This is a genomic window from Bradyrhizobium sp. T-1 (genome assembly GCF_053592855.1).
This window is the reverse complement of the sequence record NZ_CM132115.1, coordinates 3,561,544-3,584,902: the sequence shown is the minus strand read 5'-3', so window position 1 is coordinate 3,584,902 and position 23,359 is coordinate 3,561,544. Positions and strand designations below refer to the sequence as shown.

The 23,359-nt window shown below is 63.7% G+C and carries 22 protein-coding genes and 1 tRNA gene; 6 read left to right on the top strand and 17 right to left on the bottom strand.

The window, feature by feature from the left end; all coding sequences use genetic code 11:
- Nucleotides 1-24: 24 nt before the first annotated feature.
- The 3 genes from ACWAT4_RS17190 to ACWAT4_RS17180 all read right to left on the bottom strand — a co-directional run bounded on the left by ACWAT4_RS17190 (nt 25) and on the right by ACWAT4_RS17180 (nt 2,266).
- Nucleotides 25-768, bottom strand: coding sequence for a hypothetical protein (locus tag ACWAT4_RS17190; protein WP_449730976.1), 744 nt, complete (start codon nt 766-768; stop codon nt 25-27).
- A gap of 89 nt (nt 769-857) precedes the next feature.
- The gene (locus ACWAT4_RS17185) at nt 858-1,736 is read right to left on the bottom strand and encodes a DMT family transporter (protein WP_212428339.1); all 879 of its coding nucleotides are present in this window, start codon (nt 1,734-1,736) and stop codon (nt 858-860) included.
- A gap of 89 nt (nt 1,737-1,825) precedes the next feature.
- A complete protein-coding gene (locus tag ACWAT4_RS17180; RefSeq protein ID WP_449730975.1) occupies nt 1,826-2,266 on the bottom strand; it encodes a hypothetical protein in 441 nt (146 codons plus the stop codon).
- Nucleotides 2,267-2,571: 305 nt separating this feature from the next.
- Here ACWAT4_RS17180 and ACWAT4_RS17175 point away from each other — a divergent pair, with 305 nt between their 5' ends.
- On the top strand, nt 2,572-2,835 hold the full coding sequence (locus ACWAT4_RS17175; protein ID WP_212447395.1) for a hypothetical protein: 264 nt from the start codon (nt 2,572-2,574) through the stop codon (nt 2,833-2,835).
- A 32-nt stretch (nt 2,836-2,867) separates the two neighbouring features.
- Here ACWAT4_RS17175 and ACWAT4_RS17170 read toward each other — a convergent pair whose 3' ends face one another.
- Complete coding sequence (locus tag ACWAT4_RS17170; RefSeq protein WP_212301550.1) at nt 2,868-3,329, bottom strand: baeRF12 domain-containing protein; 462 nt, start codon at nt 3,327-3,329, stop codon at nt 2,868-2,870.
- Between the two features lie 320 nt (nt 3,330-3,649).
- On the opposite strand from ACWAT4_RS17170, the gene ACWAT4_RS17165 reads away from it, so the two are divergent.
- Both ACWAT4_RS17165 and ACWAT4_RS17160 read left to right on the top strand, forming a co-directional pair.
- On the top strand, nt 3,650-3,925 hold the full coding sequence (locus ACWAT4_RS17165; protein WP_212301551.1) for a hypothetical protein: 276 nt from the start codon (nt 3,650-3,652) through the stop codon (nt 3,923-3,925).
- 440 nt (nt 3,926-4,365) lie between these two features.
- Nucleotides 4,366-5,331 carry an AraC family transcriptional regulator gene (locus ACWAT4_RS17160; protein ID WP_212301552.1) on the top strand — a complete coding sequence of 322 codons (966 nt, stop codon included), beginning with the start codon at nt 4,366-4,368 and terminating at the stop codon, nt 5,329-5,331.
- Nucleotides 5,332-5,402: 71 nt separating this feature from the next.
- On the opposite strand, the gene ACWAT4_RS17155 is transcribed toward ACWAT4_RS17160, so the two are convergent.
- From ACWAT4_RS17155 to ACWAT4_RS17145, 3 genes are all read right to left on the bottom strand, one after another.
- Nucleotides 5,403-5,479, bottom strand: a tRNA-Arg gene (locus tag ACWAT4_RS17155).
- 151 nt (nt 5,480-5,630) lie between these two features.
- On the bottom strand, nt 5,631-6,149 hold the full coding sequence (locus tag ACWAT4_RS17150; RefSeq protein ID WP_449730974.1) for a hypothetical protein: 519 nt from the start codon (nt 6,147-6,149) through the stop codon (nt 5,631-5,633).
- Nucleotides 6,150-6,308: 159 nt separating this feature from the next.
- Nucleotides 6,309-6,866, bottom strand: a complete 558-nt coding sequence (locus ACWAT4_RS17145; protein WP_449730973.1) for a hypothetical protein — start codon at nt 6,864-6,866, stop codon at nt 6,309-6,311.
- 152 nt (nt 6,867-7,018) lie between these two features.
- On the opposite strand from ACWAT4_RS17145, the gene ACWAT4_RS17140 reads away from it, so the two are divergent.
- Nucleotides 7,019-7,405 (top strand): VOC family protein, encoded by a 387-nt coding sequence (locus tag ACWAT4_RS17140; protein ID WP_212301555.1) that lies wholly within the window; start codon nt 7,019-7,021, stop codon nt 7,403-7,405.
- Nucleotides 7,406-7,440: 35 nt separating this feature from the next.
- Here ACWAT4_RS17140 and ACWAT4_RS17135 read toward each other — a convergent pair whose 3' ends face one another.
- Nucleotides 7,441-7,938 (bottom strand): hypothetical protein, encoded by a 498-nt coding sequence (locus tag ACWAT4_RS17135; RefSeq protein ID WP_212447400.1) that lies wholly within the window; start codon nt 7,936-7,938, stop codon nt 7,441-7,443.
- Between the two features lie 262 nt (nt 7,939-8,200).
- Here ACWAT4_RS17135 and ACWAT4_RS17130 point away from each other — a divergent pair, with 262 nt between their 5' ends.
- Nucleotides 8,201-8,554, top strand: a complete 354-nt coding sequence (locus tag ACWAT4_RS17130) for a GrlR family regulatory protein (protein ID WP_200473625.1) — start codon at nt 8,201-8,203, stop codon at nt 8,552-8,554.
- An 8-nt stretch (nt 8,555-8,562) separates the two neighbouring features.
- Here ACWAT4_RS17130 and ACWAT4_RS17125 read toward each other — a convergent pair whose 3' ends face one another.
- From ACWAT4_RS17125 to ACWAT4_RS17085, 9 genes are all read right to left on the bottom strand, one after another.
- Nucleotides 8,563-11,250, bottom strand: a complete 2,688-nt coding sequence (locus tag ACWAT4_RS17125; RefSeq protein ID WP_449730972.1) for a PAS domain S-box protein — start codon at nt 11,248-11,250, stop codon at nt 8,563-8,565.
- A 90-nt stretch (nt 11,251-11,340) separates the two neighbouring features.
- Nucleotides 11,341-12,255 carry a DMT family transporter gene (locus ACWAT4_RS17120; protein ID WP_449730971.1) on the bottom strand — a complete coding sequence of 305 codons (915 nt, stop codon included), beginning with the start codon at nt 12,253-12,255 and terminating at the stop codon, nt 11,341-11,343.
- Between the two features lie 77 nt (nt 12,256-12,332).
- The gene (locus ACWAT4_RS17115; protein WP_449730970.1) at nt 12,333-13,127 is read right to left on the bottom strand and encodes an NUDIX hydrolase; all 795 of its coding nucleotides are present in this window, start codon (nt 13,125-13,127) and stop codon (nt 12,333-12,335) included.
- A gap of 4 nt (nt 13,128-13,131) precedes the next feature.
- The gene (locus tag ACWAT4_RS17110) at nt 13,132-14,085 is read right to left on the bottom strand and encodes a dihydrodipicolinate synthase family protein (RefSeq protein WP_232992465.1); all 954 of its coding nucleotides are present in this window, start codon (nt 14,083-14,085) and stop codon (nt 13,132-13,134) included.
- A 108-nt stretch (nt 14,086-14,193) separates the two neighbouring features.
- On the bottom strand, nt 14,194-15,072 hold the full coding sequence (locus ACWAT4_RS17105; RefSeq protein WP_212428346.1) for an SDR family oxidoreductase: 879 nt from the start codon (nt 15,070-15,072) through the stop codon (nt 14,194-14,196).
- Between the two features lie 123 nt (nt 15,073-15,195).
- Nucleotides 15,196-16,056 carry a MaoC family dehydratase gene (locus ACWAT4_RS17100; RefSeq protein WP_212428347.1) on the bottom strand — a complete coding sequence of 287 codons (861 nt, stop codon included), beginning with the start codon at nt 16,054-16,056 and terminating at the stop codon, nt 15,196-15,198.
- Nucleotides 16,057-16,253: 197 nt separating this feature from the next.
- Nucleotides 16,254-16,643, bottom strand: a complete 390-nt coding sequence (locus ACWAT4_RS17095) for a Zn-ribbon domain-containing OB-fold protein (protein WP_449730969.1) — start codon at nt 16,641-16,643, stop codon at nt 16,254-16,256.
- Nucleotides 16,643-17,800, bottom strand: a complete 1,158-nt coding sequence (locus tag ACWAT4_RS17090; protein WP_449730968.1) for a thiolase domain-containing protein — start codon at nt 17,798-17,800, stop codon at nt 16,643-16,645. The genes ACWAT4_RS17095 and ACWAT4_RS17090 overlap by 1 nt, the downstream gene beginning before the upstream one ends.
- A gap of 460 nt (nt 17,801-18,260) precedes the next feature.
- Nucleotides 18,261-21,752: an indolepyruvate ferredoxin oxidoreductase family protein gene (locus tag ACWAT4_RS17085; protein WP_449730967.1), complete on the bottom strand. Its 3,492-nt coding sequence runs from the start codon at nt 21,750-21,752 to the stop codon at nt 18,261-18,263.
- Nucleotides 21,753-22,045: 293 nt separating this feature from the next.
- Here ACWAT4_RS17085 and ACWAT4_RS17080 point away from each other — a divergent pair, with 293 nt between their 5' ends.
- Nucleotides 22,046-23,257 carry a c-type cytochrome gene (locus ACWAT4_RS17080; protein WP_449731222.1) on the top strand — a complete coding sequence of 404 codons (1,212 nt, stop codon included), beginning with the start codon at nt 22,046-22,048 and terminating at the stop codon, nt 23,255-23,257.
- Nucleotides 23,258-23,359 lie beyond the last annotated feature (102 nt).

The window sequence follows — 23,359 nt, the reverse complement described above, 5'->3', positions numbered from 1 at the left end:
GGGGCGGGCGCGCCCGGAGACTTCCTACCCTCTCCGCTTCGACGCGCGCCGACCCGGGTGGTGAACGCCCTTCGGATCGCGAAACTCGCTGCGATGGCCACGCCGGTCTTCGGCGTTGAAGCGCCGCCGCTTCGCAGGCGAGCCGAACGCCTTGATCACCTTCCTGCCATTGACCTTCTTGATGACGTAGCCCCCCTCGGTCATCGAGAACGGCGCTTTCAACGTTCCCTTGTGGTCGAACTTGGTGCCGCCGGGATGCTTGAAGGGCTCGAACCAGGACGGATAGACGAAATTCGACATCGGTAGTCCGTCGACATCGAAAGAGTCCTCCTCCACCGCATCGCAGACCTCATAGGCATATTGGGTGTTCGGATTCTTGTCGGCCCAGAGATTGGCCATGGGGTCGAGCACCATCTCAAACAGCTCATGCGAAGCCGCCACGCTGATCGGCTCCTGCCCCAGCGCCTTGACGAAGATTTTCGAGATCGGCTGGCCGCGATGGGTCAGCTCGTGGCGCCCAAGCATGTTCTTGTGCAGGGCATCGTCGAAATAGACCAGTTGCCAGTCGGCGGCCTTCGGCTTGCGCGTGACATAGAGGTCAACCGGATAGCCCCATACCGGCAGGAAATGCTTGTCGTAACACTTCTGGAGCGCCGCGGTGAGCCGGTTCATCGCGCGATCGTCGATCGTCTCCCTGGCGTAGTTGATGCAGGCAATCCGAACCGGCTTCATGGTCCTGCCGAGCAGTGAGCGTCTCGCCTTCTTCATGGAAATCACCGTGTGAAAGGGCCGCTGAAAAGAGGTCAGCCTAACACGACCGCTTCTGCACGTCAGGGATGTATTCCGGCGGCCCGGCCCTACGAGCCGAAGCGCCGGTTGACCACGAACACCGCGGCGGCGCACATCGCCATGCCGGCGATCGCCACCGCGTCCAGCTTTTCCCCGAACAGCAGATAGGCCATCAGCGCAGTCACCGCAGGCACCAGATAGAACAGGCTCGCAACCGACGTCGCCGCCGCGTGGCGGATCAGCCAGTACAACAGACTGATCGATCCAATCGAGAGCGCGACCGCAAGCCAGGTCAGCGCGAGCACGAACTCCCGCGTCCAATGCACGACACGGTCCTCGAACAGGAAGGCGCCGATCGCGAAGAAAATCGTGACCGCCACATATTGCACGAGATTCCCCGCGCGCCAGTCGATGTGGTTGCAGTAGCGGCGCTGATAAAGCGTGCCCAGCGTGATGCTAATCAGCGAGACCACCGAGGCGAGCCAGCCGAGCCCGGCCTCACCCGTCATGGGGCGATTGTGCAGGATCAGCGCCACGCCACCGAGCCCGAGCAGCAGGCCGCCCCACTGCACCGGCGTCACCTTCTCGCCAAGCCAGCGATTGGCGATGGTCGAGGTGAGGATCGGCTGCAGGCCCGGAATGAGTGCGGAGAGTCCCGCCGGAATCGAATGCGCGATCGCGATCGCGGTGCCGCCGAGATAGAAGCCGTGAACGAGAATGCCGGCGACTGCGCTATGCGCAATGCCAATGCGATCGGGCCATTTCGGACGGACAATGCCCGCAATGATCGCCATCAAGCCGACCACCACCGCCATTCGGATGGCGAGATAGGTCAAGGGATCGGCGTTGTTGATGACGTATTTGGTGCCAATAAAGCCGGTGCTCCAGAGCAGCACGAACAGCACCGGCGCCGCCCGCGCGGCCAACTGATCTTGATTATGGTTCATTGCCGCTCTCATTGCCCGAGCGGGCGCGGTGCGGCAATGCGAATTTCGGATGCTGCGCTGCGAGGGAGACGCCGGCTCGGATCAGCCGGTCACCATTCTTCCGGACAGGGATCGATGATCTTCCAGAGCTCGACCCCGTTCTTGATCTTCTTCATGTCGGTGGTGAGCCCGCCATTGCGGCGGATCCAGTCCTTCACCGTATTGGGATAATAGGACATCAGGTCGGACGTCCCCTCCGCGCTCGTGACCTTGATGCCGAAGGTAAAAGCCTTGTCGTAATATGCCTGGTGAAAACCGAGGCTCGCGCGCGGTGTCACGCAGATCTTGTTCATCGGCACGATACCGAGCACCAGCGTGCAGGCCGAGTTGCAGATACCGTCGATGATCACGCGCTCGCCCGTCTCACGAACGCGCTTGTACTTGGCCTTGTACTCCTCGACATAGCCGCCGTGGTCGCGGGTGATGTGCAGCTCGGCCCGCACGGGCGCGGCGGCGAAGAGCAAGAGCAGGCTGAGGAGCGTGATGCGCATGGCAGCGTGACGGTGAAAACCTTGCAGGAACGAACCGGCCTCGAAGAGTCCCCAATGAAAACCCCAAGGAGCCGGCGGGAGGAATCTTTGAGCGGATTCTCTTTGGCCATACTTGTGTGGGGAATTCGTTAAGCATCCCGAAAAGGCCAAAAATGGGCAGGCTTCGACCGCTCTTCCGGCAATTCTGTCACACTCACCCGGGAATCTGCGGGATCAGCCCCGATTTCCGCCCCTCCGACGGGTGCCCCGGCGGCCCGAAATGGCTATAGATGGCTGACCAATTGCGCGGGTTCCGGAGAATCGAAATGAGCAAGTTGACGCTTGTAGCCGCGGTTGCTGCCCTATCGGCCGCAATCCTAGCCCCTAGCCTCGCGGAGGCGCGGGTGCATCACCGGTATCATCGCCACTACGCCCATCCGCTGCCCTACCCGATCAGCTATCTGCACAATTACGGCCCGGGTATCACCCCCGGCACCTTTGCCTTCTACGATGGGCCGTCCACGAACCACTGCTACCAGAGCGCAGCCGCTTATGTCGGCCAGGACCGCCGGCGGCACCCCTGCTACTGAGGGGCGCCGCGGCGTCGCTCGCGACGGGAGCCCTATCCGACGGCCCCGGACAGCAGCACCTGCTTCTCGATCTCGTAGACCGGCAGCTTGACGAGATCCTTGCCGACCTCGCCTTTGAGCGCCCTGCGCACGGCGTCCGTATAATCGCCACGGATCATGCCCAGCGCACGCGGTGAGGCCACCATGGTCAGGGCCGAGGTCTCCCCGGCGCTGAGTGCGGTATCGAGTCGTTCGGCGAGACTGCGCAGAAAGGTGCGTTCGGCCTCGTCGTGCCAGTCGGTCTGCTCCGCCGAGCTGCGGGCGCCGCCGACAGCGGCATGCAGCCTACCGGGCGCGTCGGTCCCTTGCGCGGCCGTCGAGGGATTGGCCTGCTCGCGAACCTCCCTGGTATGAAGGTTCGGAAACATCTCATCGCCGAGATTTTCCAGGATGAGCGCCTTGCGTCCGTCGCACACGACGAGCCAGTCGCCCTTGTCGATCCTCATCTTGTTCATTGCACTGCTCCAAACAATTGGCCGCCTTGCTTCCAACCGACGCGCACGGCCGGTCCGACTGCGCTTCGAATTCCTCGAAAGACGGTCCACGTGACGAGACTAGGGAGGAAGCTGGACCTGCGAATTGCGCAGGATCAAGGATCGTGGGCAAACGCCCTGCCCTTGGCGATGAGCACCAACCTGGGATAGCTTGGCGATGCTTTGATCATGGCTACGGCGGTCTGGCTGAAGATTTATTCATCAGCATTACATTTCGGTTCTGCCACAATTTGATCAGAACAACTTCGATATCCTGTATTGCGTAAGCGGAGGAAGACATCATGAAGCTTAAGATCGGCCTCGTCGCCGCGTCCCTGTTCGGTGCCCTCGCGGCATCGTCGACAGCGTCGGCCATGCCCGTTGCGCCGGCACCTGCAACGCCGCAGGTCTCCAACGTCGAGCAGGTCCGTACGGTCTGCAACGCCTGGGGACGCTGCTGGTGGCAGCCGAACGTCTATTACGGCTACGGACCTGGATATTATGGGCCGCGGCCTTACTACGGCCCGCGTTATTATCGCCCGCGTTACTATGGCTATTACGGCTATCGCCGCTGGTGAGATTTGGAGGGGCCCCTTGGGGTCCCTTCGCTTTTGCGAGATGCTGCGGGCGCGGGTCTGACGCCGTTCCAAAACTGATCTAGATCAAAGATGTAATTTGTCGCGCCGTCATTTTGTGCCGATGGCCGATTTGATTGTTTTCCGGTGCCCGCAGACGGGCATGAATGTGCAGACCCATCTTGAGAAGCGGCAGGGGCACGAGGGATCGAGCTTTGAGTCCTTCACCTGCCCTGCCTGTACGAGGCTCCATTTCATTGATCTGACCACCGGCCAGCCGATGAGCCGGGACCGTTGACGCTGGCACTGATCCGACACCCGTCGTGGCATGATGTCCGCAATACTACGGCCCGGAATCCGGTTTACTGAATCGTCGTGTTTCGCCATTGATGGCCACGTACCGACGTTCATTTTATTGTCACATTTCAAGATCCGGCAGACGCATGTTCTTCGACGCTCTCGCCCCGTCCTCCGCCCTCCAGCTGACCCGGTTTACCGATGTCGACGCGTTTCGACCGGCTGAGTCCCTGGAAGACGCTCGCAGCATTCCCCTCGACGTCGCCAATTTCGCCGCGGCGCGAGCGATCGTGAACCTGCCGGCGTGCCGGATCATCGTCGCGAGGTCGTTTGCGCGCATCTTGGAGACCACCTACCGCGCGCCGGGCGGTATGGTGATCCTGCCAATGAGCGACGATCTGCGCGCCAGTTCGAGCGGAATGGATATCGACTCGCGCTTCTTCATCGCCATGCGCGGCAATCACCATTGTCATTTCGTCGAGCCCCAGATCAATTATCATGCGCTGATCTTGTTCTCGCCGACACTCAGGGATCGCGGCTGGTTCGATCGCGCCGACGCATTGTGGCTTCGCATCGCGGATTCCGCCGCCCATCTCTACGCGCGGCAGCTTGTGCAAGACATCCTCAGGACCGCCTCGATCGAGCCGCACATGTTCGAGACCACGGAGGTCGCGGCACACCTCCAGGAGGGCCTGCTGCTCGCCTTCGACGACCTGTTTCAGATTGATCCGTTGTCAGAGCGCTGCGCGCCGAGCGCAGGCGCTCGATCCGCGCGGCTCGTGCAGCAGATCGACGATTACGTCACGGCCTATCCGACCACTCCGATCTATACCGCCGATCTTGCCGGTGAATTCGGAGTTTCGATCCGCACACTCAGCAGCGCGGTGAGCAAGGTGCGCGGCATGAGCCTGCATCAATACATCCGCTTGAAGCGGCTGTGGGCCACCCGCACGCAACTCCTCAGGAGTGGGGGCGCCTCAGTCGCCACGTGCGCGCGCGCCCAGGGCTTTCATCACCTCGGCGAATTTGCCGCTGCCTACCGCGCGACCTTCCACGAGGCGCCTTCGGACACGCTGGCGCGGGCGCGGCAAACCGGTCTTTCCGCCAACTGATACGCACTGCGGATCACCTCCGCTGGCACATCAATGTCGGCCCCACGGCTTAAGGCTGGACAGTTGGCAAATGGCGCGCTCGGAGAGATTCGAACTCCCGACCCTCGGAATCGAAATCCGATGCTCTATCCAGCTGAGCTACGAGCGCCTTGACCCCGGGTATTGGGCCACAAGCCGAAGCGCCGCGGTGGTTCGCTGGCAAGCCAGCACTCCGACGACGTTCGGATCGGTTCGAATTAGCAGAGAGGTCAGACAATAAAAAGCCCTCTCCGCCCTAATAGAGGGAGACAGAGGTACTGTTACCAAGTTGTGTTGAAAAGGCCGAAATGCGGCTGCTGGGCCACCAGCATCATCGGCTGGCCGCGCTGCGGCGCCGGATGGGCGCGAGCCACCTTGCGCTTGGGCTGAGCCGAGGCTTGGACCTGCGGCGCTTGGACCTGCGCAACCTGGGCCTGAGCCTGAGGCTTGGCATCAGCCTTCCTGGCCGTGGCCGCATCGGCCTTCGGCGTAAACTGGGCAAAGGTCTCGCGCACCCGCGACTTCGCCGCCATCTCGGCCAGCGCGTCCGCCTGTACCGGCGGCTGGGGCGCCGCGGCAGCTGCCGCCTTCACCGCCGGAGCGGCCATCGCCGGCTGGCTGGTGTCGAGCACCACACGATCAGGCAGATGACGGTCGGACCGAATCCGGATCAGCGGCTGGTCGTAGCCAGCACTCGCAACAACCTGCGCAGCCGGCGACACCGGCCAAACGAAATCGGCCGCAAATAATAGTGCGAGCAGAGCTCCACCGACGAACATGAAATACCGAAAGATGGGCATTGGCCGCGCTCCGCCCCCCGCATCCCCGCGTGGGCCTTTCGCCTTAACCGGCGATACTCTAATTGGTTCCTGCGCCCAGCCTTTGGTTCAAATGGCAACGCCAAGATTCTGACCAAGGGGCAAGGACGGTAACTTTTCCGCTAGCGGAATGCGCGTCCTTTAGACGCGCCGCGCCGTGACCAGCGAACATTTCGCCTGATCGGCATTCACATTGACGAAACCGACAGGGACGCGCGCAAAGGTCTTGCGGCTCTTCATGCCGACGGTATCGGCCAGCACGCGGCTACGGTCGGTGAGATGGCCGCCGTCGCGTCGCGTGAAAGCGCAAACAATCTCGACATCCTTTACGGCATAGTCATTGTCGTTTCGCACGGTGAAGGTCACCAGCGCCTTCGAGCCGAGCCCGCCACGGCGCCAAGTCTGCGATGAGATCTTCATCCGGTCGAGACCCGCAACCTCCGCAGCGGAGGTATCCGAAGCAATCATCGGGGGAGCTGGATCGACACTTGCCAGCGCCAATTTCACCGGCTCGGTTTGCGCGACATTGCCTTCGGAGGGCGGCATCAGAAGCCAGGCGGCCCCCCCAATGACGATCCCGGCCAGCAGCGACAAAACACCTCGCTTAGCCCAAACGCTTGAAGCGGGGTCGGACCGTGACGGCTCCTCGCCCTTCGCGACGAAGCTTCCCAGCCCGATCCGGCCAAACCCTGCGCTCATGGGTGCGTTACCCGCCTACGTCTTCAATCCGTGAGACGAACTAAGGTTCCCGCGACCGCGCGAATCTCGGATAGGAGCCACGGTGGCGATCATCGTTCGTGATCGCTAACATGCGTTGCAACATCGCGAAGCCCCTATCGAGAGGAATCGAAATGCCAGTCGTCGTCACGTGGGATCATATCCATCTGCGCAGCCCCGATCCGGAAGCGACCGCGGCTTGGCTGCGCGATATCCTCGGTGGCGAGATCGTGCACGCACCGGGGCGGATCGACGTCAACCTCGGCGGCGCAAAGATCTTCATCGCACCGCTGGAAGGCGACAGCGCCGTCAGCCCGCCGCCCCCGCACCCGCATCAGGGCCTCGACCATTTCGGGCTCACGGTGAAGGACATCGACGCAGTCGCCGCCGAGATCAAGGCGAAAGGCGTGACGCTCACGCGCGAGCCCACCACGATCCGGCCCGGCGTTCGCATCTGCTTCATCCGCGGACCCGAAGGCATTTCCATTGAGCTGCTCGAGCGCGACAAGAAGTACACCTGACGCGGACCATCGCGCCAAGCGAGCTTGCTGCCGCATTAGGTCATGCTACCGGGCATAAAGCAGCGGATGGTGACGCCCATATAGCCGTAGATCGGCCACACCATGGTACGTCCGACCCGATTGGGCTCCGAGATTACGGCCTCCTCGGGCACGTCGACCCAGACAAGCTCCTGCTGCTTGCCTTCGATGACGTAGCCGAGGCGCGGGATGCGGACACGATAGTGCCCGTCCTTGCTCTCCCAATCGGAGTCCGAGATCGCCGAACCGTCGGCGTCGGAGCAGCATGGCCCCTTGCCGCTGCGCAAGCCGTCAAACCAGGCCTTCAGCTCCGTGCTGGTGTTGACGAACTGTCCGCGGTCGCGTGCGTGCCCGAGGGGCGCGACCAACGTGACCAGCGTCAGCGCGCAAGCAAGGCTTGCCGCGCTTCGCCACCGCGGGCGACGGCCAATCCGCCGCCATTGTGTTTCGCAAATCGTGGGACGCGCACTGTACAGACGCGGCTTGTCGCCGCCGGAATCGATCCAGTTGCTCACGTTTGTCTTGCTCCAGCACCCCGCGGCCAGTGCAACGATTTTCATGCATTTCGCGGGCCAACTCTGATTCGCAACGACTGGCCTCGCTGCATGATGAGACCGTCATATCTGCGTCACAGACAAGCCGGGACGACTACGGTTCTCGTGCCGGCACGGAACACCGCCGCCGGCAAAACTGCCGCGTTGCGCCAGGGGTTGGGCTTTGGCATAAAAGCTTCACCGGTTACGCCATTGGGCGATGGCGGCCGGCCGACGGGACGTTATGAAGAACGGCCTCTATTCGATTCACGTGAGCCTGCTCGATGGCCGAGTCGGTAAGGGCAGCGGCGTGATTCTTTTTCGCGACGGCAAGATCCTTGGCGGCGATGCTTACCTTTATTACACGGGCAGCTACGTGGTGAAGGACGACCACACCTTCAAGGGCGAAGTGCTGGTGCAGCGGCACACCTCGCCGCGCGGCGATGACAATCCGCTGTTCGGCGGCCCTGCCCCTGTCGGGATCGGCGTCAGCGGTACCTACACGGACACGCGCGCGGAAATGACCGGCACGGCGCTGGTCGGCAAGGCCAGCCTGATTTTCGGCGCCACCCTGCACAAGCTCGCAGAGGCCGACTAGAGACAAAGCTATTCGGCGGCCTGCTCCAGCGGCGCGGTGCGCGGCAGGATCATCTGGATGCGCGTGCCGCCGCCCGGCTCGGAATCGAGGTCGAGCCGTCCACCAAGCCGGTTGGTGACGATGCTGTAGACGATGTGCAGCCCGAGACCGGTACCGCCCTGGTCGCGCCGCGTCGTGAAGAACGGATCGAAGGCGCGCCGGCGCACGTCGAGCGACATGCCGCAGCCATTGTCGGAGACGATGACCTCGACATTGTCCTTGCCGGACTCGCGCACCTGGATGTCGATAATGCCAGGACGTCCGTCCGGGAAGGCGTGCGCCACCGAATTCAGGAACAGATTGGTCAGCACCTGGCCGTACGGGCCGGGATAGCTGTTCATGGTCAGGTTGGGCTGGCACTCGACGTTGAGCGTCAGGTTCTGCTTGCGCAGGCCCGGACGCAGGCTCATCACCACCTGCTCGGTGAGATCGGCGAGGTCGAAGCTGCGCTGGTCCGAATAATTGCGATCGGCCGCGACCTGCTTGAACGACTGGATCAGCTCGGCCGCACGATTGAGGTTGGAGACGAGCTGCGAGGATGCGTCGCGGCTGGTGTTGAGGTAGTCGTTGAGGGTCGAACGGCGGAGTTCGCCGCGTTCGACGTCGGCGCTGAACATTGCCGTCTTGCGCTCGAGTGCGGAAGCGACGGTGAGGCTGATGCCGACGGGATTGTTGACCTCGTGCGCAACGCCGGCGACCAGGCGTCCGAGGGCCGCGAGCTTCTCCGCCTCGATCAGCGAGGCCTGGGTCTCGCGTAGATTGCGCAGCGCGGTTTCGGCCGCGTCCTTGGCCTTCCGCATCTCCTGCTCGCCGCGCTTGCGCTCACCAATGTCGAGCGCCACGGTAACGATCCGTTCGATCTCGCCCTCGGCATCGAGCAGCGGCAGCTTGTTGACCAGCCATTGCCGCATGTTGCCGGATGCGTCCTTGTACTCCTCCTCGTAGAAGCCGAGACCTTTCCGCAAGCTCAGCACGCGCTTGTCGTTCTCGTCGGTCTTCGCCGCGCCATAGCGCGACATCAGATCCGCGGTGGTGCGGCCGAGCGCGTCGCCGGGTTCGATGCCGAAAATGCCGGCCATATAGCGGTTCATCAGCACGTAACGGAGGTCGCGGTTCTTGACGTTGATGACAGCGGGCACGGTGTCGATAACCTGCTGGAGCAGACGCCGGCCTTCGGCGATCGCGTCTTCCGCACGCTTCTGATCGGTGATGTCGCGCAGCGTACCCTCGTAGCGGACGATCGCGCCCTGCTCATCCCGCGCGCCGGTTGCGCTGTCGGAGAGCCAGAGGATGTTGCCGCTGCGCTGGCGCACCTGATACTCGAACTCGCGCACCATGCCGTCGCGGTGCATCAGGCGCTGGTACTCCTCGCGCGCCTTGGGGTCGACATAAATTGTGTGGGCGATGTCGTTGATGCTGTCGATCAGGTGCTGCGGACTATCATAGCCCATCATCCGCGCTAGCGCCGGATTGGCATTGAGGAGATCGCCGGCCGGCGTCGTCACGTAGATGCCGTCGACCGAGCCCTCGAACAATTTGCGATAGCCTTCTTCCGCCAGCCGCTGCTCGGTGAGCGCGCGCACCGCCGCCTCGCGGGCCATGTCGGCCTCCTCGAGTGCGCGACGAAACACCTCGGCGGCGCGTGCGATGTCGCCGATCTCATTGTTGAGGTCGGCCGACGGGATCGACGTATTCTTCTCGCCCGCCGCAAGGGCGCGGATGGAGCGCGCGATCTGAGCCAGCGGACGCACCGTCCGCCGCACCACGAATCCGGCGGCGAGAATGCCGATCAAGACACCCATGCTGCCGAGCACGATGCTCTGCCATCGCGCCTCCGCAAGCGTCCGGGCGAAATCGCGCGACAGCACATGGCCGCGACGGTCGCTGACGTCACGGAGCAATTCGGTGACGCGACCGATCAGCCTGCCTTCGGTTCCCAGCACCTCGCGGTCGATGTCGGCAATCTGCCGTTCTCGAACGGCGACCGCGATGATGGCATCGGCGTAGTTGTTGACGGCCGATTTCAACCTGCTATCGGCGATCTCCATCGTCCGCATGCTCTGCGCGGCCTGCTCGGCAGCGGATGGATTGCGCGCCAGCAGCCCGAGCGCGATCCGGCTCTGGGCTTCCGACAGGCGGGCGGCAAGCTCACGATCCCCGCCTTCGGAGACCGCCGCATCGAACTGGTCGCGCAGCGGCGGCAGCCCGGCAAGCAATTGCGCGCGCCGGTCGATCAGGGTGGAGATCCGCTCCAACCCGCTGCGGTATGTCGCCAGCCGCTCGGACACACCATCGATCATGTCCTGTTGCTCGGGAGCGAGCTCGATGCGGGTCTTCTTGAGAATCTCGCTCAGTGTCGAGGCGGCCTCGCCGACCTGCTTGAATTGGATGCCCGCGCCAGGATCGGTGACGAAGTCACGTGCGGCAAGCCGCAAGTCGTTCATGCGACGGTCGATATCTTCGGCGAGATCGCCGACGCTTTGCAGCCGCTGAAGCTCGGCGAAGGTGGCGTCGATATGCCGGATGGCGATCACGCTGGCGGTCGAGGTGACGATGATGACCGCCAGGACCAGGATGAAGCTGCCGAATGTCATCTGGCCGATCGACAGCGAAAATGATCGCTTCGGCGGCGGATTTGGCGGCGTTTCGACAGACATTGGGGCGGAACCGGACTCCATTCCCGCCCAATATACGCTGTATCGCCCCTCCGGGGGAACATGCCTCCGCCGGCTGGAACGAGCTGTTTTTCATGATGGTTTAACTGCAGTCGGCCGCCGGACCGGGATGGTCATGGCGGCGACGCCAAGGACGACGCAGGCGAGCCCAACCCAAGCGGTCTGGCTCAGGGTCTCGCCAAGGAAGGCAACGCTGATCGCGACCCCGATCGGGACGCGCAGATAGGCCTGGGCGGTGGTGCCGACCGAGCCGAGGGTCTGGATCAGGCGGAAATAGATCGCGAACGCCGCCGCGGTCGAAAAGGTCGCGAGGGCAAGCAACGCCAGGACCGAGCTCAGCGAGGGCGACAGTGTCCAGGGCTGCTCGCTCACGAGTGAGGCCGGGATCAGCACGGCCGCGCCCGCCAGCAGCGAGCCGGCGGCGGGCGCCATGGGATCGAGGCCCTTGAAGCTCCGGCCGAAGATCGCGGCGCAGGCGTAGCAGATGGTGGCGGCGACGATCGCGGCCTCCGCAATGATACCGCTGCCGATGTCATGGAAGGCATCGACGCCGACGATCAGCAGGATGCCGGCCATGCCAGCGGCCACGCCGAACAACTTTCGCGGCATCGTCGCCTCGTGGCGGGTGACCATCGCCGTGAGCAGGAAGGTGAAGATCGGTCCGGCCGAGTTGAGGATGGTGGCGAGCGCGGCGCCGACATGGCGCTCGCCCCAGGCGATCAGGGTCCAGGGGATGACGCTGTTGAGCACGGCCTGGAACGCAAAGCGCCGCCAGGTTGCAGCATCGGTCGGCATCCGGACGCCCCGCGCCCACATGATGATGAGGAGCAATACACCCGCGATCGCCGTGCGCGCGGCGATCAGCGTGACCGGCGGGATGGTGGCGACGCCGAGCTTGATGAAGGTGTAGGAGCCGCCCCAGAGCGTCGCGAGCGCGACCAGCAGCGCGAGCTCGACGGCGATGTTGGTGTCCTGTCGGTTCTCCATGGCGCGCTCCGTCCCGTTGTCAGGACGGAACTTAACGCGCGCGTGGTCACAAATACTTCGGTTGATGTCGAAGTGTGCTAGCCGACCGCGCCGACCTCGAACACCTCGCCGTCATAGCCGGCCTCGCGGGGAATGCGGAGCTGACGGCCGCTCTCGGTCTTGGTCATCACAGGCATCACCGTGACGATGGACATGCCCTTGGCATGATCGAGCGCGGCGCTCACGCTACCCTGCTTGGCAAGTCGGATCAGATTGCGGGTGGTCGGGAACGGCAGCTTGAAGCGGCCGCTCTCGCCTCCCTCCACCGCCTCGCGCGCCGACAGCCAGATCGAGTCGGTCGACTCGCGGCCATCATGCGCGCCGAGTTGATCGGGCGGTGCCGCCGCGAGGAAAAACCAGGTGTCGAAGCGCTTCGGCATGCCCTCCGGCGTGATCCAGTGCGCATAGGGCACGAGCGTGTCGAGCGCGAGTTGCAGGCCGTTGTCGGCCAAAATGCTCAGGAAGCTGATCTTGTGCTCGTTGAGCGCGACACGGTGCGCATCGGCGATCTCGCCGGCTCGCTTCGCATCAACCGGCGCGCCCGAGTCCTTCGCGCGCGCCAGCAAAATACCGCTCTCCTCAAAGGTCTCGCGGACCGCGGCGATGCGAAAACCACGGTCTGCTTCGCTAAGCCCGTCGCCACCCGAATACAGATCTGACCGCTGGACGATCTCCTGATCGCCGGCATCGACGCTGCCGCCGGGAAACACCAGCGCGCCCGAGTTGAACTCGATCTGATGATGGCGAACCATCATGAAGATCTCCATCTCCTTCGCGCCGTCGCGCAGCAGGAGGATCGTCGACGCGGGACGCGATGCTGATGTCTCGGGCATTCAACTAACCCGCGGCGCTGGATTGCGGGCCGAGATTGGCACGCTTGTCGAAACGGGCAACGCGCGACAGCAGATAATCGACCTCGGCCTTCGCCGTCGCCGTCATCGTCGCGCCGGGCTTGCGCTGGGCGCTGGAGGCGATGATGCCGCGCTTCTGGAGCACGTATTTGCGCACGGTCAGGCCGACGCCGGGCTGCTGCTCGTAGCGGATCAGAGGCAGATGCGCGTCGAAGATGTCATGTGCCGCATCGCGCTTGCCGGCCTTGGAGAGGTTCACGACGTCGATCAGAAGCTCCGGGAAGGCGTAACCGGTCATGGCGCCGTCGGCGCCGCGCTCCATCTCGAAATCGAGGAACGTGCCGCCATTGCCGCAGAGGATCGAGAGCGGACGAAGCGAGCCGTCCTTCTGGAAACCGCGCAGGGTCGAGATCTTCTCCAGACCCGGCCAATCCTCGTGCTTGAGCATGACGCAATTCGGATTGTCCATGACGATCTTGCGGATCACGGCCGGCGTGAACACCACCGAGAGCGTCAGCGGATAGTCTTGCAGCACCCAGGGAATATCGGGCCCGATGGCCTCGGCCGCCTGCTTGAAATAGCCGGTGATCTGGTCGTCGGTGCGAAGCGAGGGCGGCGGCGCAATCATCACGCCGGCCGCGCCTGCGTCCATCGAGGCCTTGGCCAGCGAACGCATGGTGGCAAAGCCCGGCGCGGAGACGCCGACAATCACCTGCATTTTCTTGGCGCGCTTGACGTAGCGCACCGCCACCTGCTCGGCCTCGGCGGCATCGAGCTTCGGCGCCTCACCGAGGATGCCCAGCACAGTGACGCCGTCGCAACCGACCTCCTCGTAGAAATCGGTCAGGCGGTCGATCGAGCGCTCGTCGATGCGGCCGTCGTCGTGGAACGGCGTCGGCGCGATTGCAAAAGTGCCCTTGGCATCGGCGGTGAGTTTCATCGTCGTCCTTGTCTCTCACTTTTTGTCATTCCGGGGCGGCTCGCAGAGCCGAACCCGGAATCTCGAGGTTCCGGGTTCACGCTTCGCGTGCCCCGGAACGACCATGGCCTAAAACCTTCGCGCGCCCATCTTGATCTGCTCCTCGGAGAAGAAGATCTCCTTGGCATGCTCTGCGATGTCCTGGGCTTTCCAGCCCGAGTGCGGCGGTTTCCAGCCTTCCATTTCCATCATCCGCATTTCGCGCACGCCGCGGGGCCCGGACACGCCCAGCACCTTGCCGGTCTGGTCGCCCGACAAATCGCTGACCATGTATAGCACGGCCGGCGCGATGCCGTCCGGTCCCAGAGCCGCACCTGGGTTCTCCTTATAGCGGGGCAGGTCTGCGGTCATGCGGGTCAGCGCGCCCGGCGCCAGCGTCCAGATCCGGATGTTGTATTTCCGGCCCTCGATGGCCAGCACGTTGGACAGGCCCCAGATGCCGCCCTTGGCCGCGCCGTAATTGGTCTGGCCGAAATTGCCGATCAGGCCGGAGGTCGAGGACGTGTTGACGATGACGCCACCGCCGTTTTCCCGCATCCAGCGAAACACCGGCATGGTGCAACAAAAGGTGCCCTTCAAATGGACCTTGATCACCTTGTCCCAGTCGGACTCGCTGGCTTTGTGAAAGGTCTGGTCGCGCAAAATGCCGGCATTGTTGACGAGGATGTCGGCGCGGCCGAAATGCTTGATGGCGTCGTCGAACACCGACTGGCCGCCTTCCATGGTGGAGATGTCGGCGCCGTTGGCGACCGCCTGGCCGCCCTCGGCCTTGATCGCGTCCACCACGAGTTGCGCCATCGATTTGTCGGCGCCGGAGCCGTCACGGGGGCCGCCGAGATCGTTGACGACAACCGAGGCCCCTTCCCGCGCGAACAGCTTTGCATAGGCCTCACCAAGCCCCCCGCCCGCACCGGTGATCAGCGCAACCTTGCCATCGAGTAGTCCCATGGTGGCTTCTCCCTGTTTGTATTTGTCATTCCGGGGCAGCCCACAGCGCTGAACCCGGAATCCAGAGGTTGTAGCGCGAGATTCCGGGTTCGCGCTTCGCGCGCCCCGGAATGACGGAAGGGCCTAACCCAGCACCGTCTTGCCGTTCTTGATCACGGTGACGCCACGCGACTTCACCTTGGCTTCGAACGAGATCGTATTGCCGTCCTTCCAGAGGTCCATGGTGACGGTCTCGCCGGGATAGACCGGCGAAGAGAACCGCGCGACGTGCTGGCGGAAGGCGGAAGCGTCGTAATCAGCAAAGGTCTGCAACACGCCACGGCAGGTGATGCCGTAGGTGCACATGCCGTGCAGGATCGGACGCGGGAAGCCGGCCTTCTTGGCAAACTCCGGATCGGAGTGCAGCGGGTTGCGATCGCCGCAGAGGCGATAGACCAGCGCCTGGTCGGGGCGCGTGACGATGTCGATGGTCTTGTCGGGGCTACGCGTCGGGATCTTGTGCGGATCGGGCTGGGTCAGGTTCGGACCGCCAAAGCCGCCGTCGCCGCGGGCAAAGCGCGAGGCAACCAGCGTTGCGAGCTTCTCGCCCTTCTCGTTCTTCAGCACGGTCTGATGGCTGATGACGACGCCCTTGTCCTTGCCCTTGTCGTAGACCTCGACAACTGTGGAGTCGGCGGTGATGTTGGCGGCGACCGGCAGCGGCTGGTGAAAGGTGATGTCGCGCTCGCCGTCGACCACCATGACGCGATTGAGGTTCATCTCGCCGGGGCCAGAGCCCCATGCCGCAACGGACGCAAAGGTCGGCACCACCTTCAGCGGCCGCGGTGTGAACGTGCCCTCGTTGACGAAGGCGAGCTCGTTCTCGTCCATGGGATCGGCGCCGAGACCGATGCCGTAGGCGTAGAGCATGACTTCACGATCGCTGTAGGAATATTTCTGGCCGATGTTTTTCAGGCCTTTGAGTTCTTCGTATCTGGCGGACATTTTTCTGGTTTCCTCCCCGGAATTTCACCGGCGCTCATTGATGCGCCCTCTCCCCTTGTGGGAGAGGGCTACGAGGTGCCGGCCACACGCCCGTTTGGGTGAGGGGTTGCTCCCGCGTTGAACACTCTCTCTGCCGAGCGATACCCCTCATCCGGCGCTTCGCGCCACCTTCTCCCACGGGGGAGAAGGGAAGAACCTCAGGCCGGCGTAAAAAACGGCAGCGGCGCACCATCGGTCGGCTTGAACACCACCTTCACCTTCTGTCCGACCTTCAGCTTGTCGAGATCGCAGTCGACGAAATTGGTCTGCACCGACGGTCCCTCCTTCAGCGTGACGTAGCCGATCGCGTAGGGGCCGGTCGGCGACTTCCGCATCAGGCTATAGGTATAGATCGTGCCTTCGCCCGAGGCTTCTTCCCACACCGTCTTGTCGGAATAGCAGAACGGGCAGATCGAGCGCGGGAAGTAATGCGCCTCACCGCAGGCGGTGCAGCGCTTGATCATGAACTTGCCCTGCTTGGCCGCGTCCCAGAACGCAGCGGTCTCCGGATTGGTCACCGGGGCTGGATATTTCTTTGCATCTACCATCACACGCGCTCCAGAATGGCCGTCGAGGCGGCGTGGCGAACACCCAAAAGGCCGCCGGTGCCGTGGGCGATGGCAAGATCGCAATTCCTGACCTGCACCTTCGGATGCGCCTCGCCGCGCAGCTGCCTCACGGCCTCGATGATCTTGGTCATGCCGCCGCGGTTGACGGGATGGTTGCTGCACAGGCCGCCGCCATCCGTGTTGAACGGCAGCTTGCCGACGCCCGAGATCAGATTGCCGTCGGCGACGAACTTGCCGCCCTCGCCCTTCTTGCAGAAGCCGAGGTCCTCGAGCTGCATCAGCACCGTGATGGTGAAGCTGTCATAGATCGAGGCGTATTTGATGTCCTTCGGCGTGATGCCGGCTTCCTCGAACGCACGCGGCCCGGACCAGATTCCGGCCGAGTAAGTGAGATCGAGATCCTTGCCGCCGCGCGGCCCCTTCATCGCCTCGCCGTGACCGATCAGCTTGACCAGCGGCTTCTTCAGGCTCCTGGCGATCTCGGGCGTCGTCACAATCAGCGCGCCGCCACCATCGGAGACGACGCAACAATCCATGCGATGCAGGGGATCGGAGATCATCGGCGAGTTCAGGACGTCCTCGACGGTGACGACGTCCTTGAGCATCGCATGCGGATTGTATTGCGCATGATGCGAGGCCGCGACCTTGATCCAGGCGAGTTGCTCGCTCGTGGTGCCATAGTCGTGCATATGGCGCATGGCACACATGCCATAGGCGTTGTGGGTGGTCGCACCGTAAGCGGATTCGAAATCGGCTTCCGCACCCGCCGCGCGCGGCGGCATCACGCCGGTGCGCGGCTTGCCGGCAAGCGTAATCAGCGCGATCGAGCACTTGCCCGCCGCAATCGCTTCAGCGGCGTGACCGAGATGGATGATGTAGGAACAGCCACCGGTCTCGGTGGAATCGACGTGACGGAGCTTCTTGGTGTTCAGCCCGAGATAATCGACCATCGGCCAGGCGCCGCCCGGCGCATCGCCCGCGCAGAAATAGCCGTCGACATCATCCTTGCTGATGCCGGCATCCTCGATCGCGCCCTTGGCGACCTCAGCATGAAGCTGGGCGGTGGATTTGTCCGGCGCATGCCGGGTCGGGTGTTCGTAGATCCCGGCAATGTAGGCCTTGCCCTTGATGGTCAAAACAGAGGTCTCCGCTCGCGTTTCTTCTTAGCTCTTTTTTCTGAACCGCACCGGCCTGATTGGCAAGCGCGGAAATATTCCGTCGGGCGAGAGCGTAGCGGGTTGGCGCAAGTGCTTACTCAATCCGTCATCCCAAGGCGCGACTGACGCGATGCAAGGCATCGCGCGCCGGGAGCCTCGAAGGATGCACTGAGACCGCTCCACGACGGCCAAAACCCTAAAGGTGTTTTGCCCGACGGCACAAGCGATTTTCTATTTATCGGAAGAGGCTCTTTTTGCTGAAAACAACCCCATGCACAGTAGAACGGTGGTTGATTTCAAACGGGAAATCGCGAGGTGGGCAAAGCGACTTGTCCGTAGCTCGAAGAGCGAAGGCGGAAGTGTGCCCGCGTCTTCGGCACAATTTCGGCGAGACGGTGGGCACGGCGCGTAGCGCCTTTGCCCACCCCACGGGACCACCCTACTCCGCCGCGATCTGCCTTGGCGCGGGCGGCGGGCTCGCCAAATCGGCGGCGAGCTGGGCGTAGCGGGCCTTGGCGTCGGCGACGGCCTTCTCCTTCACCGGGCCGTAGCCGCGGATGCGGTCGGGCAGCGAGAGCAATTCGACCGACGTGTCGATCGTGACCGGCGACAACAGGCCGAGCACGGTGGCGACGTCCTTCTCGTAGCCGACGATCAAATCGTGCTCGAGCTTGCGGTCGGCGCTGCGGCCGAAGATGTCGAGCGGGGTGCCGCGGAGGAATTTGAGCTTCGCCAACACTCCGAACACCTTCAGCATCCACGGGCCGAAGGCGCGCTTCTTCGGACGGCCCAGCGCATCGACACCGCGGCTGAGGATCGGCGGCGCCAGGTTGAAGCTGAACTTGAAGTCGCCCTCGAACTGATCGCGGAGCTGCTGCGCGAAGGCGCCGTCGGTGAAGAGCCGCGCGACCTCGTACTCGTCCTTGTAAGCCAGCAGCTTGGCATAATTGATCGCGACCGCGCGCGGCAGCGCATCGCCATAGGCCCCCTTCACGGCGGCGTCGCGCACCCGGTCGACCAACTTGCGGTAACGCTTGGCCAGGCGGCCGTTCTGGTAAGCAGTGAGATGCTTGGCGCGGTGCTCGATGACTTCGTCGAGCGTCATGGCGTCCAACGTCTTCGGCGCGGCGACCTCGTCGGTTCCCTTCAGCATCTCGGCCAGGCGCGCAGGGTCTGCGACCGCGAGGCGGCCGAGGCGGAAGGCTTCCTTGTTCATCTTGATCGAGACGCCGTTGACCTCGATCGCCTGCTCGATCGAGTCCGCGGACAGCGGCAACAGGCCCTTCTGATAGGCGTAGCCCATCATCATCATGTTGGTGGCGATGGAGTCGCCCAGCAGTTGCTCGGCCGGCTTGGTGAAGTCGAAGAAGACGGAGTCCTTGTGCAGCGCCGTCTCCAACAGTCCCGTCAGCTTGCGGGTCTGGAAGTTGAAGTCGCGGTTGAGGACGAAATCCGCGGTCGGAATGACGTGGCTGTTGATGATGCCGCGGGTGCGGCTGGTATCGCAAAGCGAGATCGTGTCCTTGGCGACCGCGACCACCTCGTCGGCGGCGAGCACGACGTCGGCGGTGCCGGTGACGATGCGCGAGCAGGTCACCTCGGCCGGATGGTCCGAGAGCCGCACGTGGCTGAGCACCGCCCCGCCTTTTTGCGCGAGGCCGGACATGTCGAGGATCATCGAGGCCTTGCCCTCGATGTGAGCGGCCATGCCGAGCAGCGCGCCGATCGTGAGCACGCCGGTGCCGCCGACACCGCCGACCGCGATATTATAGGGCTTATCGAGCGTCGGGCGCGAGGCCGGCTCCGGCAACTCGCCGATGTCGCTGAGCTCTGCCGGCGCGCGGTGGCGCGGCGCACCGCCGTCGATGGTGACGAAGGACGGGCAGAAGCCCTTGAGGCAGGAATAATCCTTGTTGCAGGCGGACTGGTTGATGGCGCGCTTGCGACCGAACTCGGTCTCCAGCGGCTCGACCGAGATGCAGTTCGACTGCACCGAGCAGTCGCCGCAACCTTCGCAAACGGCCGGGTTGATCATGACGCGACGCGCCGGATCCTCCATCAGGCCGCGCTTGCGGCGGCGGCGCTTTTCGGCGGCGCAGGTCTGCACGAAGACGATAGCCGAGGTGCCCTTGAACTCGCGGCACATCTTCATGACATTTTGAAGCTCGTCGCGATGGTATTTCTTCACGCCCGGCGCGATGGTATCGGCCGGATAGGTGTCGGGCGATTCCGAGACGAGATAGATCTCGCTGATACCCTCGGCGTGAAGCTGGGCCATGATCTTCTGCGGCGAGAGATCGCCGTCGTGGCGCTGGCCGCCGGTCATCGCGACCGCGTCGTTGTAGAGGATCTTGTAGGTGATGTTGGCCTTGGAGGCGATCGACTGGCGGATGGCGAGACTGCCCGAGTGGAAGTAGGTGCCGTCGCCGAGATTGGCAAAAATGTGGTTCTCGTTGGTGAAGGGCGCGATGCCAACCCACGGCACGCCCTCGCCGCCCATATGGGTAAAGGTCTCGGTCGAGCGGTCCATCCACAGCGCCATGAAGTGGCAGCCGATGCCGGCGAGCGCGCGGCTGCCCTCGGGGACCTTCGTCGATGTGTTGTGGGGACAGCCGGAACAGAAGTAGGGAGTTCGGGACACGGGCGCGGTGGGCACCATCTGGGTCGCCTGGCGGCCGTTGAACCAGTCGGCCTTGGCGCGGAGCATTTCCGCGATCTCGGGGTTGAGATTAAGCCTAAGAAGCCGCTCGGTCAGCGAGGTCGCGAGCGAGGCGACGCTGAGCTCGGCAGAGAACGTCAGGAAGCGCTTGTCATGCTCGTCCATCTTGCCGACGATGCGCGGACGGACGTCGTCGCGCCAGTTGAACAGCTCCTGCTTGACCTGGTTCTCGACGATCTCGCGCCGTTCCTCGACGATGAAGATCTCCTCGAGTCCGACAGCGAACTGGCGCACGCCTTCCGGCTCCAGCGGCCAGGGCATGCCGATCTTGTAGAGACGGAGACCGATCTTGGCGGCGACTTCTTCGGTGATGCCGAGCTCGCGCAGGGCCTGCCGCACGTCCTCGTAGCTCTTGCCTGAGGCCATGATGCCAAAGCGGGCGTTCGGCGAATCCATGGTGACGCGGTTGACCCTGTTGGCGCGCGCGAACGCGATCGCGGCAAAGCCCTTATAGTCCTGCAGGCGCCGGTCCTGTTCGAAACGATCGTCGGGCCAGCGCAGATTGAGGCCGCCGGGCGGCAGCTCGAAATCCGGGGGAATGATGAAGGGCTTCATCTCGTCGGTGAGGTCGATCTCGGCGGTGGTCTCCACCGTCTCCGTGATCACCTTCATGCCGACCCAGCAGCCTGAATAGCGCGACATCGCGATGCCGAGCAGGCCCATCTCGATCATCTCGTGGATGCTCGAGGGATAGAGATACGGCATCAGCGCCGAGATGAAGGCGTGGTCGGACTGATGCGGAACGGTGGAGGATTTGGCGCCGTGGTCGTCACCGGCGAGGCACAGCACGCCGCCGTTCTTGGCGGAGCCGGCCGCATTGCCATGGCGGAACACGTCGCCGCAGCGATCGACGCCGGGGCCCTTGCCGTACCAGATGCCGACCACGCCGTCATATTTGGCGCCGGGCGAGAGGTTGAGCTGCTGGGAGCCCCAGACGGCGGTCGCCGCCAGGTCCTCGTTCACGCCGGGCTGGAATTTGATGTTGTACTGCTCGAGGTGCTTGCGTGCGGCAAAGAGCTGCTGGTCGTAACCGCCGAGCGGCGAGCCGCGATAGCCGGAGATGAAGCCCGCGGTGTTCAGCCCCGCAGCGCGGTCGCGGCGAATCTGGGCCATGGGCAGGCGGACCAGCGCCTGGATGCCCGTCGTGAAAATATGGCCGGTGTCCTGGGTGTATTTTTGATCGAGACTGATCGGACCCTGGTTGATGCCCATGTCGTCCTCTTTGCCGCCCTGTTCAGGTCTTTGTCGCGTTACGTCCGCTTAAGCCGTTGCCTCCCCGTTGTTTTTAGCTAGGGCGCGCCGACCATCAGCGCCACTCTATGTCGGATATTTAACGCGGCGCATCACAAATCTGGAGCTTCCGCAGCGGCGGGAAAAAAACGCAATTTCGTGGCCGGAAAGGCATTGGCGATTTTCAATTTGTGTCACCATAGCCCGGCGCCGCGAAATGACATGACGCCATATGATGCGAACGGGCTGATGAGTCGCAGCAAGAAGGGTCGATGATGCGGAGGATTCTCGCTGGCCTGGTCTTGTGCAGTGCGGTTGCGAGCGCAGCCGTCGCGGCCGAGCCGTCGCCCGAGCTGATCGCCTACGGCAGGACGCTGGTCGAGGCCGGCGACTGTGCGGGCTGCCACACCGCCGATCCCGCAAAGCCGTTCGCCGGCGGCAAGCGCATCGACACGCCGTTCGGCGCGATCTATGCCCCGAACCTGACGCCGGACCGCGACACCGGGATCGGCGGCTGGAGCGATGCCGATTTCACCCGCGCCGTTCGCTATGGCTCCGCGCCGGACGGCTCGCTTTATTACCCGGCCTTCCCCTACCCGTACTTCACCCGAATGACCAAGGACGACACGCTGGCGATCCGCGCCTATCTCGGCACGCTCGCGCCCGTCGCCCGCCGCAACAAGCCGCCGGAGCTGCGCTGGCCGTTCGGCTATCGCAGCCTGATGCGGGCCTGGAACCTGCTGTTCTTCACACCTGGCCTGTTCGAGCCGGACCAGAGCAAGAGCGCGGCATTGAACAGAGGCGGCTATCTCGTCACCGGTCTCGGCCATTGCGGCGCCTGCCACACGCCGAAGAACTATTTTGGCGCGGACAAGACCGCGCAGGCGCTCTCCGGCAGCGAGCTCGGCGGCTGGTATGCGCCGCGGCTCGATGGCGCCGCGCGCACGGGATTGCAGTCGTGGAGTGCGGAGGACATCACCGAATATCTGCAAAGCGGCCGCAACGCCAAGAGCCACGCCGGCGGCCCCATGGCCGAGGTGATCGTCAATTCGACCTCGAAGATGAGCGATGGCGATGTGCGGGCGATCGCGGTTTACTTGAAGAGCCTGCCGCCAGCACGCCGCGAAACGATCGTGACGCCGCCTGACGACGCCGAGATGAAAGCGGGCCAGGCAGTCTATGCAAAGCTCTGCATCGCCTGCCATGAAGCCGACGGCAGCGGCGCGCCACGCATCTACCCCCCGCTGCCGGCGAACGCGCTGCTGCAATCGATCAACCCGTCCTCCACCTTGCGCATCATCCTCGACGGCGCGCACACCGTGACGACGCCGCGGGCGCCGAACACCGGGGAAATGCCGGGCTATGCCAGGCAATTGTCCGACGAGGAGATTGCGGCCGTGACGAACTACATCCGCAATTCCTGGGGCAATGCCAGCCCGCTGGTGACGCCGGCGCAGGTGGCGAAGGCGCGCGGGCAAGCGCCGTAATTCCCGCACCGCCACGAGGGTGAGGGGCTGCTTCCGCGAAACTAGTGACAGTGGGACTCGTGGAGAGTCCCCCCTCACCGGATTGCATCTTCGATGCAATCC